The 14628-nt window shown below is 37.5% G+C and carries 16 protein-coding genes; 7 read left to right on the top strand and 9 right to left on the bottom strand.

Going from position 1 to position 14628, the window contains the following annotated elements; genetic code table 11:
• Nucleotides 1-47 precede the first annotated feature (47 nt).
• The 4 genes from MKY08_RS01885 (at nt 48) to MKY08_RS01870 (ending at nt 3038) form a co-directional block, all read left to right on the top strand.
• Nucleotides 48-233: an SE1832 family protein gene (locus tag MKY08_RS01885; protein ID WP_069512914.1), complete on the top strand. Its 186-nt coding sequence runs from the start codon at nt 48-50 to the stop codon at nt 231-233.
• Between the two features lie 93 nt (nt 234-326).
• Nucleotides 327-1892: an ABC-F type ribosomal protection protein gene (abc-f, locus tag MKY08_RS01880; protein WP_069512915.1), complete on the top strand. Its 1566-nt coding sequence runs from the start codon at nt 327-329 to the stop codon at nt 1890-1892.
• A gap of 271 nt (nt 1893-2163) precedes the next feature.
• Nucleotides 2164-2568 (top strand): transcriptional regulator Spx, encoded by a 405-nt coding sequence (spx, locus tag MKY08_RS01875; protein WP_024362780.1) that lies wholly within the window; start codon nt 2164-2166, stop codon nt 2566-2568.
• A 23-nt stretch (nt 2569-2591) separates the two neighbouring features.
• Entirely contained in the window at nt 2592-3038 is a 447-nt protein-coding gene (locus MKY08_RS01870) for a MarR family transcriptional regulator (RefSeq protein WP_024362779.1), read from the top strand.
• A gap of 129 nt (nt 3039-3167) precedes the next feature.
• Here MKY08_RS01870 and MKY08_RS01865 read toward each other — a convergent pair whose 3' ends face one another.
• The 5 genes from MKY08_RS01865 to MKY08_RS01845 form a co-directional block, all read right to left on the bottom strand.
• Entirely contained in the window at nt 3168-3716 is a 549-nt protein-coding gene (locus MKY08_RS01865; protein ID WP_024362778.1) for an RNA polymerase sigma factor, read from the bottom strand.
• Nucleotides 3717-4059: 343 nt separating this feature from the next.
• Nucleotides 4060-5103: a zinc-dependent alcohol dehydrogenase family protein gene (locus MKY08_RS01860; RefSeq protein ID WP_069512916.1), complete on the bottom strand. Its 1044-nt coding sequence runs from the start codon at nt 5101-5103 to the stop codon at nt 4060-4062.
• 227 nt (nt 5104-5330) lie between these two features.
• The gene (locus MKY08_RS01855) at nt 5331-5573 is read right to left on the bottom strand and encodes a hypothetical protein (RefSeq protein WP_069512917.1); all 243 of its coding nucleotides are present in this window, start codon (nt 5571-5573) and stop codon (nt 5331-5333) included.
• A gap of 240 nt (nt 5574-5813) precedes the next feature.
• Nucleotides 5814-6455: a hypothetical protein gene (locus MKY08_RS01850; RefSeq protein WP_069512918.1), complete on the bottom strand. Its 642-nt coding sequence runs from the start codon at nt 6453-6455 to the stop codon at nt 5814-5816.
• Nucleotides 6456-6532: 77 nt separating this feature from the next.
• Nucleotides 6533-6793, bottom strand: a complete 261-nt coding sequence (locus tag MKY08_RS01845) for a transposase (protein ID WP_069512919.1) — start codon at nt 6791-6793, stop codon at nt 6533-6535.
• 196 nt (nt 6794-6989) lie between these two features.
• Between MKY08_RS01845 and MKY08_RS01840 the strand changes: the two genes are divergently transcribed.
• On the top strand, nt 6990-8375 hold the full coding sequence (locus MKY08_RS01840; protein WP_069512920.1) for a dipeptidase: 1386 nt from the start codon (nt 6990-6992) through the stop codon (nt 8373-8375).
• Nucleotides 8376-8540: 165 nt separating this feature from the next.
• Here the strand turns inward: MKY08_RS01840 and MKY08_RS01835 are convergent, their stop codons facing one another.
• Nucleotides 8541-9113: a nitroreductase gene (locus MKY08_RS01835; RefSeq protein ID WP_069512921.1), complete on the bottom strand. Its 573-nt coding sequence runs from the start codon at nt 9111-9113 to the stop codon at nt 8541-8543.
• 98 nt (nt 9114-9211) lie between these two features.
• Nucleotides 9212-9706, bottom strand: a complete 495-nt coding sequence (locus MKY08_RS01830) for an amidase domain-containing protein (RefSeq protein ID WP_069512922.1) — start codon at nt 9704-9706, stop codon at nt 9212-9214.
• 184 nt (nt 9707-9890) lie between these two features.
• On the opposite strand from MKY08_RS01830, the gene MKY08_RS01825 reads away from it, so the two are divergent.
• Nucleotides 9891-10913, top strand: coding sequence for a DUF2804 domain-containing protein (locus MKY08_RS01825; protein ID WP_069512923.1), 1023 nt, complete (start codon nt 9891-9893; stop codon nt 10911-10913).
• Nucleotides 10914-11029: 116 nt separating this feature from the next.
• On the opposite strand, the gene MKY08_RS01820 is transcribed toward MKY08_RS01825, so the two are convergent.
• Complete coding sequence (locus tag MKY08_RS01820) at nt 11030-11752, bottom strand: glycerophosphodiester phosphodiesterase (RefSeq protein ID WP_069512924.1); 723 nt, start codon at nt 11750-11752, stop codon at nt 11030-11032.
• Between the two features lie 135 nt (nt 11753-11887).
• On the opposite strand from MKY08_RS01820, the gene helD reads away from it, so the two are divergent.
• Nucleotides 11888-14116, top strand: coding sequence for an RNA polymerase recycling motor HelD (gene helD, locus MKY08_RS01815; RefSeq protein WP_069512925.1), 2229 nt, complete (start codon nt 11888-11890; stop codon nt 14114-14116).
• A 124-nt stretch (nt 14117-14240) separates the two neighbouring features.
• Here helD and MKY08_RS01810 read toward each other — a convergent pair whose 3' ends face one another.
• Nucleotides 14241-14366, bottom strand: coding sequence for a hypothetical protein (locus MKY08_RS01810; protein WP_255313807.1), 126 nt, complete (start codon nt 14364-14366; stop codon nt 14241-14243).
• Between the last annotated feature and the right edge of the window lie 262 nt (nt 14367-14628).

Here is a 14628-nt window from a genome sequence, read left to right as displayed (position 1 = left end):
TTACACGCATTGGTAATACAAATGAAACGATAAAGGAGCGACATACGATGCCAACAAAAAGCGAGATTGAATATCAAATTAAAGAATTAAAAATGGATTATATGAATTTACAAGGCGACATTGAAAAACTTGAATCTACAGGCCATAACGACCAAGTCGCTAAAGCAGAGCAACGCCTAGCTAACATGGAAACAAAGCTAGCAGAATTAAACAAACTACTAGCAGAGCTTTAATATTTCGCATCTTGCAACTGTATTATGTATGAACAGTTGCACAGTGAATCTATCTACACAAGACGTAATCGAAATTATGGAGGAACAACCTATATGGCAATATTAACAGTTGAAAACTTAGGTCATTCATTTGGTGACCGCACACTTTTTAAAGATGTTTCTTTCCGTTTAGTCGAAGGCGATCATATTGGTCTTGTCGGCGCGAACGGAGTTGGAAAGTCTACTCTAATGGGAATTATTACAGGGCAAACAATTCACGATGCCGGAAAGGTTGAATGGCTACCTGGTACACATTATGGCTATTTAGACCAACATACTGTGCTGACTGCTGGACGTACTATGCGCGATGTATTGCGTGATGCCTTCCTTCCTCTATATAAAAAAGAAGAAGAGCTAAACGAAATTACAGGTAAAATGGCTGAAGCGACACCTGAAGAATTAGAAGATTTACTCGAGCAAATGGCAGATGTTCAAGATGCACTTGATGCTGGTGATTTTTATTCACTCGATATGAAAATCGAAGAGGTTGCACGTGGTTTAGGTTTGGATGCGATTGGACTTGAACGTGATGTAGCTGCCCTTTCTGGTGGTCAACGCACGAAAGTATTACTGGCAAAGCTTTTATTAGAGAAGCCAAAGGTATTATTACTCGATGAGCCAACAAACTATTTAGACGAAGAGCATATTACATGGTTAAAAATCTATTTAAAAAACTATCCACATGCCTTCTTATTAATTTCCCATGATACGGAATTTATGAATGAGACAGTAGATGTGATTTTCCAATTAGAGTTTTCAAAACTGACTCGCTATACAGCTACGTACGAGAAGTTTTTAGAGCTAGCTGAAATCAATAAACGTCAACATATTGATGCATATGAAAAACAACAGGAATTCATCAAAAAACAAGAAGACTTTATCGCAAAAAATAAAGCGCGTTACTCTACAACGGGTCGTGCTAAATCTCGCGCGAAGCAGCTTGATCGTCTAGAACGTATTGACCGTCCTGAAACAGCAGTAAAACCTGAATTTGGTTTCAAAGAAGCTCGTACACCAAGCCGTTATGTAGTCGAAGCTGAAAATTTAGTCATCGGTTACGATAAAGACAAGCCCTTACTACCACCACTTTCCTTCATGATTGAACGCGGCGAGAAAATTGCCTTAGTCGGTATGAATGGTGTTGGTAAATCTACATTATTGAAAACGATGCTCGGTAAAATCAATCCGCTAAGTGGTACAGTTATTCGTGGGGATTATTTAGCACCTTCTTACTTTGAACAAGAAGTAAAGGCAGATAAAATTACACCAATTGACGATGTCTGGAACGCCTTCCCATCCATGGAGCAGGCACAAGTACGCGCCGCATTAGCACGTGCTGGATTAAAAACAGATCACATCACTCGCCCTCTTAATTCTTTATCTGGTGGTGAGCAAGCGAAAGTTCGTTTATGTAAGCTCATGATGGAAGAAGCCAACTGGTTACTATTTGACGAACCGACAAACCACTTAGATGTCGATGCAAAAGAAGAATTAAAACGTGCTATGAAAGAATTTAAAGGCACAATCGTACTCGTTAGCCATGAACCTGATTTTTATGAAGGTTTAGTAACGAAAGTATGGAATGTACAAGACTGGTTCACATCTGGTCAACAAAGCTAAATACTAATAAATAGTGCCAGTCACCCACACAATTGTGAGGGTGACTGGCACTTCCTCTAAACTTACATCATTGTAAGCTTATTTAATGAAACTTTTCCCTCTTTCCAGCGTATATTTAGTATAGATTAAAAAATATCATATTCTCTTAAATGTTTTTTAAATAACTATTGATTTATATATAGCTTACTAGTAAGATATATGTATAACCTATTTAACTTACTAATAAGCTATTCATAAAATATAATCTAACAAAGAAAGCGGGGAATGAAGAATGACAGTTACAATTTACTCACAAGCGAGCTGCTCTTCATCCAGAAAAGCATTAAAATGGTTAAAAGAACACAACATTGAATATAAAGAAAAACGTATTACATCACATCCTCTTACACTTGCTGAATTTAAAGAAATTTTAAGCATGACAGAAGATGGTACTGATGAAATTATTGCCACAAACTCAAATGATTTTAAAAATCTTAATATTGATATTGATCAGCTTTCTATTCAAGAGCTATACGCGATTATTCAGGCGCACCCAAGAATGTTACGTAGCCCTATCCTTATAGATGAAAAACGTATCCAAGTTGGGTACAATGAGATGGACATCCGTCGTTTTATTCCGCGTAAAGTACGTGCTTACGAGTTAAACGCGATGACAAGATTGGCTCAAGAAAGTTAAAAATGTTTTGGAGATGACCATATATGGATCAAGAAAAACAACAAGCCATTACCTCATTATTTGAAGTTGTCTCTTCTATCGAGCGTAAATGGGCAAACGAGTGGAATAATCATAATGTACTCGGCTTTTCAAAATCCCATATTTTAATTTTAGACTACTTATCGCAGGAGGGACCAAAGCGCCCTTCTGCTATAGCTGAGCGCTTAAAGGTTACAACCGGTGGCGTCACGGTTTTAACGACCAAACTGATTAATGCTGGTTTTATCGAAAAAACACAGCACGCTACCGATCGCAGAGCCTCACAATTAGTTATTACGACCGAGGGTGAAGATATCCTTGAAGAATCACGTCAACAAGTTAGTGAAATTATTAACAATATGTTTGGCATGCTGTCAGCAGAAGAAGTGCAAACATTACGTGATATTTTTGCCAAGTGTTTACTAACTGTCGATACTAATCGTCAAGATTAAATTTTCAGCTTTATGTAGAAACACGAATAAGGATGCATCGCAAATTATTGTTTGCAATGCATCCTAATTTGGATTGGCCGAACGAATACTTCCGTCTAAGTAGTTAAGATAGTGCGACCAATGTTTTTATTACGCTGGTAGCACAGCCTCGACGATTGACACATCAGCCATAAGCATTTCTTTTAAGCGAGCTTTCGCACGGAATAAACGAGATTTCACCGTACCAATAGAAACCTTCATAATAGTAGAAATTTCAGCAAGTGAATATTGGTCTATGTAGAAATACCATAAAGTTTTTCTATAGATTGCATCTAGCTGCCCCATTTTATCCTGTACCAGTTTTGTCACAATCTCTTTTTCAATTTTTTCTTCTGTTGAAATTTCATTATTGGGAACCAAATCTAAAATCGGTACGTCTAATGTTTCAGGTTGGTTCATCATGTACTTACTGCGTCGTACTTTTTTTCGATAGCGATCTCTAAATGTGTTCATTGTAATTGTTGTTAGCCAAGCTTTAATATGTTCTACTTCGGCAACGCTATCTTCGTAGCGTACGACTTTGACCCAAACTTCTTGCATCAGATCTTCTGCTTCTACATTATTACGAGTAAGTTTCAAACATAAATGGTATATATAACGATTATATTCCTCATATACGCCTTCTAATTTTTCATTCATTGTGTATTCCTCCGCTTCTTGTTCTTGCTTCTATACACATTCTCGCAAAATAATGTATTACACTCTATCGTATTGGCTTTCAATTTCATTACAATCGTGTAAGCTTAAATGCTTTTACTTGTAATATTCGTAAAAATTGTTTTACTACTATATCTCTTTTATATAGAAAGACCTATGAAAACCCTTACAAATTCAAATTCAGTAAGCTTACTATTACTTTTGTTTTTATAATGATTCGGTTATCGCTAATACCGAGCTTTACACATTACCTTTATCAGTATTGTGCAAGATATACAAAAAGCTCTTAAAAGGTATTACCCTCTTTAAGAGCTTTTTAAGCTATTTATTGAAAATCTATAATGATTTTTAATGCATGCTCTTTCGCAGCATTAGCAAATGTTTCATATGCTTCAATCATATCGTCAAATTTGAATTGATGTGTTACTAATACTTCCGGCTTAATCTTTCCAGTTTCTAAAGTTTTTAATAATAATGGTGTAGTATTTGTTGATACTAATCCTGTTGTAATTGTCACATTACGAATCCATAAATCTTGTAATTGTAGTTCCACAGGTTTACCATGTACCCCCACATTCGCTAAATGACCTCCAGGAGATAATATACGTTGACAAATATCGAATGTTGCAGGGTAACCTACAGCTTCAATTGCTACGTCTACACCACGACCATCCGTAAGCTCAAAGATTTTATCAATTGTAGCTTGAGCATCACGTGAATTGATTGTCTCTGTAGCACCAAATTTCTTGGATTCTTCTAAACGATTATCATCGAGATCAATCATGATAATTTTTGAAGGAGAATAAAATTGCGAAGTTAATAGTGCAGACATTCCAATTGGACCTGCACCTACGATAGCTACAACATCACCAGGTGAAACTTGACCACTTAATACACCAACTTCAAAGCCAGTTGGTAAAATATCGGATATCATAACAGCAGCATCATCCGAAATCCCTTGAGGAACGTGATATAAAGAGTTGTCCGCATGAGGTATGTGTACGTATTCTGCTTGTGTACCATTGATTAAGTGACCTAAAATCCAGCCACCATCTTCACAGTGTGCATATAATGATTTTTTACAATAGTGACATTTACCACAAGACGTCACGCATGAAATAATTACCTTATCTCCTACTTTGAAGTTTGATACACCTGCGCCTACCTCTTCTACAATACCAATACCTTCATGTCCTAAAATCGTTCCCTCTTTAACGGCGGGCACATCACCACCTAAGATATGTAAATCCGTACCGCAAATTGTTGTTTTTACTAGACGCACCACTGCATCACTATCTTTCACTACACGTGGTTTTTCAACTTCACGTAATTCTTTTTTACCTGGACCTGCATATACTAGAGCTTTCATTTTAGAATTTCTCCTTTCAAAAAACAATTTGGATATGATTGGGCTTACAAAACTCCAACACACATTAAATATAAATAATTTTTATAAAAACGTCAATATTCAGGACACTTATAAGTTAATTTTTATAATTTTTAGAGGCAAACGAGCCTTCTTAAATGCTATAATACACACCATTTAAGAAGGCTCTCTACTTCCAATTATTCTAATTTACCCATTGAAGCATGACTCTAATCAGTATATTTCACCCAAACTTTATATCTCTTACCATTATCTATTGTGATTTCTGTAAGAACTCTGAATTCATTTATCTGAGCAAGTCTAAAAGCTAAGGAATAAGCTATTTTATAATCTGGTGTATCATAACCATCATACAGTCTTGCATATATTTCATTTCCTATTGAATCGGCCCATACATCTGCTTCGTATAAACTATCAAATATAATATTTTCTCGTTTCCATTTAAGTTGCATCTTTAATCCTTCTATCTAGTAAATTTATTTTACTGCACATTCAAGGTAAATCAGTGTAGTATTTTTAACCTCAATAGATTTGTAGACTTAATATACTTCAAATATAATTAATTATTCAGAAAACATCAATTATTTGGACATCCATAAGTTAATTTTTATAATTTTTAGAGACAAACGAGCCTTCTTAAATGTCAGCCTATATACCATTTAAGAAGGCTCTCGGATTCAAATTATTCTCATTTATCTTATGGAAGCATGTCCTCGACGAAGTCGATTTTCCGAACCTGTTAAAAATGGTACAATCGCTTGTAAACATTCATCATCATATAAATACTCTTTAAAAACAATTGGTGGTAATAACAGCTCTTTTTCCTTACAAGCTTCTTTACAATGTTCAATAAACGCTGGTTGTAGGCTTGTATATAGTACTGATGGCATTGGAAACTGGTCATATGCTTTCTTTATAGCCATTACCATTAAGTCTTCACTTACTAATTGATCGAAGCTGAAGCCTGTTATTTTCTTTGTATGGACATCTATAATAGACGCCATATAAACCCAACCTTGATGCCAAGTTGGTACGTAACTTATATTAATTACCCACTTTTCGTTAGCTTTTGTCGTTTCAAAGCCTACATTTACTATCGGTTCTGGAACTTCTTCTAGCTGTGCTTCCCTCGCCTTTTTTAATACGCGCTGGACCTTCCGCAAACTCCCTTGAAAGCCTCGCATTTTCAATATTTCATATAGCTGTGCACCATTATAAAGTTGCCCATCTTCAATAAAAATTTGTTCAATTTCCTCTAATAACTCTTCCGATGCCGACTTTCTTGATGACTGTTGCTTTTTTTGCAACCCACTGTAGTAAGTACTTTTGGGCAAGTCTAATAGCTCACAGAGTACTTTAACAGCATGTTTTTTACTTTCCCGTTCTATATAATCAATTACATCTGTATCATCTAATTGGCTGCGAATATGGTAATAGCCTTTTTTAAAATATCGACCTCTTGTTTTAATCGTTCGTTTTCTTTTTGAACGGTTAATACTTCTGCCTTCGTCATGTCGGTGACACCATCAACTGGTGTATATAACTTTATCCATTTATAAATGGTTACTTCAGATATACCATATTCGCTTGATAATTTACTGACAGCGGTGCCGAGGCGATATTGTTTTACAAGCTCTAATTTAAAATCAGGTGAATATCGTTTGTTCCCCATACAAACCCCCCTTTTTCTCCTATTTATAATAGTTGCTATTCATAACAATGTCTAGGTAGATGAAGGATAGTTCCGTAAGAATCATCGCTATTGCAGCAATAAATAATGTTTTGGAAAGCATTGCTACGACAGGATTCCCCAACCACATTATGCTATACTATTTCTATTATCGAAATATTGAAAGAGGGATGAATGTATGACGCAATTACAGACATTAAATGCTTATTTTGCTGAACATCGTGAGGCGCACTTAAATGAACTAAATGAATTTTTACGTATTCCAAGTATTAGTTCATTATCTGAGCATAAAGGCGATATTCAGCATGCCGCAGAGTGGCTAGCTGATGCCTTCAAGAAACTCAACTTAGAAAACATTTCTATCACTCAAACTGCTGGGCATCCTGTTGTTTATGCTGACTGGTTACATGCAGAAGGCAAACCAACTATTCTATTTTATGGTCACTACGATGTACAGCCAGTTGATCCTTTACATCTATGGGATAGCGAACCGTTCAACCCTACGATCCGTGATAACAAATTATTTGCACGTGGCGCAAGTGATGATAAAGGTCAAGTGTTTATGCACTTAAAAATGATTGAAGCACTATTTGCAACGACTGGTACTTTACCAGTGAACGTAAAGTTCATCTATGAAGGTGAAGAAGAAATCGGTAGCCCTCATCTGCCTGCCTATGTAGAAGAGCATAAAGAAAAATTAGCAGCTGATTTAATTTTGATTTCAGATACAGGTCTTTATGGCCCTGGTAAACCAGCAGTATGCTATGGCTTACGTGGTCTTACAGGCGTACAAATTGATGTACGTGGCGCAAAAGGCGACTTACATTCAGGCCTATACGGTGGCGGTGTACAAAATGCCATTCATGCACTAGCAGAAATTTTAGCATCCTTCCGCGATGAACACGGTACAATCCAAGTAAAAGGTTTCTACGATAAAGTATTGCCATTAACGGAAGAAGAACGTGAAGCTTATCGAGCACTAGGCTTTAACGAAGACTCCGTAAAAGAGGAAGTCGGCGTATCTGAATTATTCGGTGAAGCAGGCTATTCTTATTTAGAGCGCACTTGGGCTCGTCCAACTTTAGAAGTAAATGGTGTATTCGGTGGATTCTCTGGCGAAGGCATTAAAACTGTACTTCCTGCTGAAGCTGGTGCAAAAATTACTTGCCGACTAGTACCAAATCAGGAGCCAGAAGAAATCGTTGCTTTATTAAAAGCACATATCGACAAACATAAGCCTGCTGGTGTAGAAGTAACGATTTCAGAATTCGATAAAGGCCGTCCATTCTTAACACCATTTGATCATCCATTTATTCAAGCAGCAGGTCGTTCCTACGAAAAAGTTTATAATGTACCTACCGCTTACACACGTGGTGGTGGTTCGATTCCAATCGTTGCTGCCTTTGATGAAATTTTAGATTTACCAGTTGTTTTAATGGGCTTTGGTCTATCGAGCGAAAACTTCCATGCACCAAACGAGCACTTCCATTTAGAAAACTTCGATAAAGGCTTACGTGTTTTAGGCGACTACTTATATGAAGTTGCAGCACTAAGTAAATCATAAACAACACAACTATGCGCGATGCACTTTGCTTTATCCGCGAAATACTTTGGGTTACCCGCGATTTATTACCATTTACCCGCGGAATACCCGGTTTTACCCGCGATTTGCTTCGCTTTACCCGCGATAATAAAATCCCCTCGCCATTGGCAGGGGATTTTTTCTTGTTTATTCACCAAAATTCGTTACAAACTGTGCTGATGTTTTACGCTCTTTGCCTTTTGGTACTTCATCAAAATAACCGACCTGTAACATCGCAATTACACGTTCACCTGGCTGTACTTTTAATGCTTCACGGAATTTAGGATTATCTAAGAAGCCTGGTGTTTTCCAGCAAGATCCAATACCTTTATCCCAAGCTAACAGCTGGATATTTTGAATAAAAATACTCGCTGCTGCGTAATCTTCTAAACGCTCTTTTTGACGTGCATCCTCTGGCACAATAACAAATGCATAGCCACCAGGTAATGTGAATTTCGCCATTTGCTTCGCTAAATCCTCACTTGAAAGCTCCTGCCATTTTGGAACAGCTAGCTCACGTAATAACTGATGTAGTGCAACTAAATCATCATCGCAAGCAATAACTAAACGCCACGGTTCGCGATTACCATGGTTCGGTGCCCAGACAGCATCGTCAACAATGCCCAGTAAATCTTCACGTTTCACCGATTGCCCATTAAATTTCTTAATTGAACGGCGATTGATAATTGCATCTCTTACCGATAAAAATTGTTCACTCATTTTTCTATCTCCTTCTAATAATAGTAGTATATATAAACATTCATCATTTCTATCTCCAACATTATCATAAAATGATGAGCTTTAAAACTGCGAACACTCTAAGCAAAACTATCATCTATATGATAAAAATAATAGGTCATATTTGGGGTATACGCCGTAGAATCCTGATAAAAATACGCCCTATTAATACTATCTGAAGTATGTGCATTGACATAGGGAATCCCATTTTGGATACTCGTCACAATGACAGAATGATCAATTCTGCCATCTCCTTGAAAATCGTAAAATATAATGTCCCCAATGTCTAATTGTTCTGCTGTTTGCACGCGTGTAGCCTTTAAACCCGTTTTTGAGCCCTCCAAATACCATCTTAGAGAATGTGCCACGGACCAGCTAAAGCTCCAGTTGCCTTGCTGAATCCACCAACCTCTTTCCCTATTTGGTGCTCCTCGCATCGGTGCTCCTCCAGCAAGTAAGCACTGTGAAATATAATTTGTACAATCGACATCAAAATTCGGAAATGCTGGATTACGACTATTCCACCACAAATTCGCATATTGCACAGCTGCCTGTCTGTTATACATTTTGGCCACGCTCCCCCTCCTTACGTCCATCATATGACTCCATCGTTCGTTCTATTAATTAGGTCCTTCATCGCAAAATTGCTGAAAGCGGTCACATTAGGCGCTATCTTTTCCAATTTCAAGATAGTTTTTGCTACAATAAGATTAAACAAATTGGCATTTTTTTATTTTACGAACAGAAGGGATGTTGAATGTGAAGCAGCATGCTGAGAAAGAAATTTTACAGCCTACTCTTTTATGCGATAAAAAAGGGAATTTAAATCCAGCTGCTATTGGATTTGCACGAAAACCTCTCATAAATAGCAATTTAAGCGGACATATCCTGCGTAAAAAGAAATGGAACTATTGGTGCATCTATGGCGATGAGATTTTATTCTCCGCAACGATTAGTCATCTCGATTACGCAGCTGTGTGCTTCGTGTATTTCCTTGAATATGAAACTCAGCGCTATTTTGAAAAAACAATAACAGTTCCACTCGGTGGCAAGCTCAAAATGCCAACGCATGTACTGGAATCGGTATCTTTCACGAATAGTGAAATGACAATTGATATGACCTATATTCAAAACGAAACACATTTATCTGTTTCAATCCCTACTTTTGATGGCGATGCCTTGCGTGCCAATTTAATTATTCAGCATCCACCTTCAGACGAATCATTAAATGTCGTCATTCCTTGGAATCGTAGGACATTTCAATTTACAGGAAAGCATCATATTCTTCCTACTTCAGGAGAAGTAATTATCGGCAACCGCCACTTTACGTTTACCCCTGAAGAAAGCTTTGCTGTACTTGATTATGGACGTGGTGTTTGGCCACGGGAAGCCACTTGGAATTGGGGCATGGCCTCTCAACGTGTTCGAGGTAGACGCATCGGACTCAACTTAGGCGGTAAATGGACAGATGGTACTGGCATGACTGAAAATGCTGTTTTTGTGGATGGGAAGATGACAAAAATACACGAAGATTTGCTGTTCACTTATGATCGAGAGGATTATATGCAACGATGGACAGTAAAAACAAAATTTTCAAATCAAGTATCTCTAACATTCTCTCCATTTTTCGAACGGGTTGCCGCAACGAACGCAAAACTCGTTAAATCGGAAGTACATCAAATGTTTGGTTATTATGATGGAACGATTTTATTAGATAATGGTGAAACATTAGTTATTAAGCAAATGCTAGGATGTATCGAAGAACATCAAGCAAAATGGTAATAACTATTTCCACTTCAAAACACAAAAAAATTCGCCCTCTTTTCGCCATTGATAAAAGAGTGTGGCGAATTTTTTTGTCTTTGGCGTCATTAGTTCATCACTAGAGGGTAATTTTATTAGTCTTTATTTATTCCATCTAGTATAGCTTCAGGGTCATCTGTAAAAATGGCTTGTATGCCAAGCTGTTGCAATTGCTTTGCATACTTAACGTCATTAACGGTGTAAACACGCACAGTTGCCTCTTTCTCTAGTGCTGTTGCTATAGGTTTCCTAAATGCAGTAGGTAAACTAACATGAATCGCCTTAGCAGGAATGGTTGCTGTATAGGTTGTAAAATCGACTAAAACCTCCGCAAATAAAGCAGCCGTTTCAATGTATGGCGCCATCTGATATACAGTTTGAAGTGATTCATGGTTAAAGGAAGAAATAATGACCCTCTCTGTCATTTGGTGCGTCGCTATTTCCTTTAATACAAGCGCTTCAATTCCTTCATAAGGAAAGACATCCGTTTTTAACTCAATATTGATACGATGGTGTGTAGCGACAAAAAGCTCTAAAACTTCACCTAATGTGGGAATACTTTCACCTTGAAATTGTGCTGCAAACCACGAACCATAATCATATGCACGGAGTTGCTGAAGGGTAAAATCCTTTACATAGCCAGAACCGTTAGATGTACGGTCTATCGTTTCATCATGGATAACTACCAGCTCACCATCTGCAGTGACATGAACATCCAATTCAATACCTGCAATTGGTAACTTAGATGCTGCGTAAAAAGCGGCTTTTGTGTTTTCGGGATAGTGCGCTGATACGCCACGATGTGCAAATAAATCCAAATGCAAAACCTCCTTTTACTCTTTACTTAATAGTATAACAATAAGCTAAATAGAACGTTTACACTTGATAGGTAAAATTTTGTATAGTAGTATGAGAATCTACTTAAAATTGTAAGTACTTAGGAGGTGCTAAAAATGACTGCACAACACCCGGATTTTCAGGCTGAAATAGAGCGCCTTGCATACACGCAAAATTATATGCAACAGATTTTAAATGAATCGCAACGAGACCTGCAATCTGCACAAGAAAATATACGAAAGTCTATGGCAGATTTAGATTATTTAGATTCAAGTTTGAGTTATTTGAACATTTTAACCAATGCTCGTTTTTTTGAAATGGCTCGCAATCAAAAGGAAGGTTTAGAAGCCGTACAAAAAAAGCCATATTTCGCTCGAATCCACTTTCAAAAAACGGGCGATCCTGAAGAGTTTTTGTATATCGGAAAAACATCCTTATTTCATCGTGAAACACATGAACCAATTATTGTCGATTGGCGTTCGCCTGTAGCAAATGTCTATTACGACGGCCGTCTTGGTGATATGGAATATGATGTTCGCGGAGAAGTTCATAAAGGACATTTATTTGCCAAACGACAATATAAAATTGAAGATGGCGTATTGCTCGATATTCGGGATATTGACTTAACGACAAATGATGAATTACTACAAGAAGCATTGGCAGGAAAAGCAGATGTACGCCTAACAGAAATCGTCTCTACTATTCAAAAAGAACAAAACGATATAATACGCGCTCATCTGCGTCAGCCAATTATTGTCCAAGGTGCTGCCGGTAGTGGGAAAACAACGATTGCTTTACACCGTATCTCGTACTTCCTCTATACGATGGGCGAACATTTTAATCCTGAACAGCTCATGATTTTAGCACCGAATAAGCTTTTTATTGATTATATTGGAGATGTCCTCCCAGAGCTTGGTGTTGATAAAATATGTCAAACAACATTTACAGACTATGTCCTTGCAGCAACAAAACTAAAGTTAAAGCTACGCAATCCGAATGAACAATTGGAATCACTCGTAATAGGCGGTGCTGATCAGCCAACTGCTTGGATTTCTGAAGTGAAGGGCTCCCTTTATTATCGCGATATGATCGAACGATATTTACAAAAAATTGAATTGCAAATAGCTGAACAATTCGAGGATGTCTATATTGAAAAATATCGTATTATGCGGGCTTCACATTTAAAAAAATTATTCTTATATGAATTTTCTTATATGCCGATTGAAAAACGGTTAGCCCATATTAAAAAAGTACTCGCAAGTCATGTTCGGCAAAAGAAACAAGCTGTCTTAAATACATTGCATGCAAAATACGATGAAGCCCTTGGGAAAGCGCTCAATGGTATTCGTGATGCTGAGAAACGAAAACACATTGTTACAAAATTTATCGATGAACGCGATGAACGTTTACCCGCCATTGAAAAAGAAGCAAAATCTACCGTTGCTGTCTATATGCGCCGCTTTACAAAATATAATGTAAAAACAGTCTATCGTACGCTGCTAACGAATGCTGAACTATTAGCAGAAATCGCACCAGAATGGCATTATATGGAGCAACAGCAATTTTTACAAGTACACGCTAAAGAGCAATGGATGTTAGAAGATTTAGCGGCCCTCTATTATTTACAAGCAAAGCTAAAAGGGATTGCAGATGAATGGAAAATGCGTGTGGTCTTTATCGATGAAGTACAGGACTACAGCCTGTTCCAGCTTGCCGCTCTAAAAGCAGGACTAGAAACGGATATGTTTACAATGGTAGGTGATTTAGCACAAGGAATTCATAGTTATCGTTCCTTAACCGCTTGGGAGCCTGTGCAAAATTTATTTCCCCGCGCTAGCTTCAGAACACTTCAAAAAAGTTACCGAACAACCATTGAAATTATGGAGGTCGCTAACAAAATTTTAATGCAAATGGATGAGCAACTGCCATTAGTTGAGCCTGTAGTCCGTCATGGAGATGCGCCAACATTTGTACAGGCAGCTTCCTTTAATACCCAGCAAATTAGAGAAATTTTCGCTTCCATTAGAGCAAATGGGCACCAATCCATTGCCTTAATTTGCAAAACTACGGCTGAAGCCAAATCAATGCAACAAGCGTTAACGAATGACGCAATTCCTTGTCAACTTCTCACAGAAGATGAATCGATTAATCAGCAAGTATTACTGGTTGTACCAAGCCATTTAGCAAAAGGTCTTGAGTTTGATGCTGTCATTGTTGCTGCCTTTGATACGCCCTTCTTTGATTCGAAAATTGATAGAAAATTACTTTATGTGGCATTAACTCGTGCTATGCATGAGCTATATTTAATTGGTCCTACGAAAAAGGCATTTCTATTAGAAAATTAAATAACACTTTCTTACGCCTTACTAAAAAATAAAAAATAGCACAGTAGGATACAGTCCCTAACATGCTATTTTAGCAGTTGGATAGCCTTGCTCATTCATAAAGATTAAATAAGTACTGTAAAAATTATTTATGGCGCGGTGGTAATCTGTAAAACTTTCCTTTCGATAAATAAGCTTTCACAACCTTCCACCATGAGCGTGGTGCTTCCCTCGGAGGAGACTTTTTTTTCGGCAATGCTGGCATACGCATGACAACGCCCCCTTTCTTCATCCTAATAATACTATATGGACATAGTACACATTTATGATAAAAAAGAGGAATATAACAGGAACTTAAACTTCTTAGCAATAAGAAGGCTGGGACATAAGAGAAAAAGTGTTAGATTGAACCCAATCAATCTAACACTTTTTCGCTATGCCGTTGTTGTCCGCTACGGCGGTGCTTTCCGCTCAACACAGTAAGCCGCAACCCTCGTTACGCGCGGAATGCCCGCGTCTAACATTATGTGCTG

It is taken from the genome of Lysinibacillus sp. FSL M8-0337 (assembly GCF_038593855.1).
Lineage (GTDB): Bacteria > Bacillota > Bacilli > Bacillales_A > Planococcaceae > Lysinibacillus > Lysinibacillus sphaericus_D.
This window is presented reverse-complemented; position numbering and strand designations above follow the sequence as displayed.

Excerpts from the sequence above, each read along its gene's own strand:
- MKY08_RS01885 (WP_069512914.1), top strand. The coding sequence starts at position 48 with ATGCCAACAAAAAGCGAGATTGAATATCAAATTAAAGAATTAAAAATG.
- abc-f (WP_069512915.1), top strand. The coding sequence starts at position 327 with ATGGCAATATTAACAGTTGAAAACTTAGGTCATTCATTTGGTGACCGC.
- spx (WP_024362780.1), top strand. The coding sequence starts at position 2,164 with ATGACAGTTACAATTTACTCACAAGCGAGCTGCTCTTCATCCAGAAAA.
- MKY08_RS01870 (WP_024362779.1), top strand. The coding sequence starts at position 2,592 with ATGGATCAAGAAAAACAACAAGCCATTACCTCATTATTTGAAGTTGTC.
- MKY08_RS01865 (WP_024362778.1), bottom strand. The coding sequence starts at position 3,716 with ATGAATGAAAAATTAGAAGGCGTATATGAGGAATATAATCGTTATATA.
- MKY08_RS01860 (WP_069512916.1), bottom strand. The coding sequence starts at position 5,103 with ATGAAAGCTCTAGTATATGCAGGTCCAGGTAAAAAAGAATTACGTGAA.
- MKY08_RS01855 (WP_069512917.1), bottom strand. The coding sequence starts at position 5,573 with ATGCAACTTAAATGGAAACGAGAAAATATTATATTTGATAGTTTATAC.
- MKY08_RS01845 (WP_069512919.1), bottom strand. The coding sequence starts at position 6,793 with ATGGGGAACAAACGATATTCACCTGATTTTAAATTAGAGCTTGTAAAA.
- MKY08_RS01840 (WP_069512920.1), top strand. The coding sequence starts at position 6,990 with ATGACGCAATTACAGACATTAAATGCTTATTTTGCTGAACATCGTGAG.
- MKY08_RS01835 (WP_069512921.1), bottom strand. The coding sequence starts at position 9,113 with ATGAGTGAACAATTTTTATCGGTAAGAGATGCAATTATCAATCGCCGT.
- helD (WP_069512925.1), top strand. The coding sequence starts at position 11,888 with ATGACTGCACAACACCCGGATTTTCAGGCTGAAATAGAGCGCCTTGCA.
- MKY08_RS01810 (WP_255313807.1), bottom strand. The coding sequence starts at position 14,366 with ATGCGTATGCCAGCATTGCCGAAAAAAAAGTCTCCTCCGAGGGAAGCA.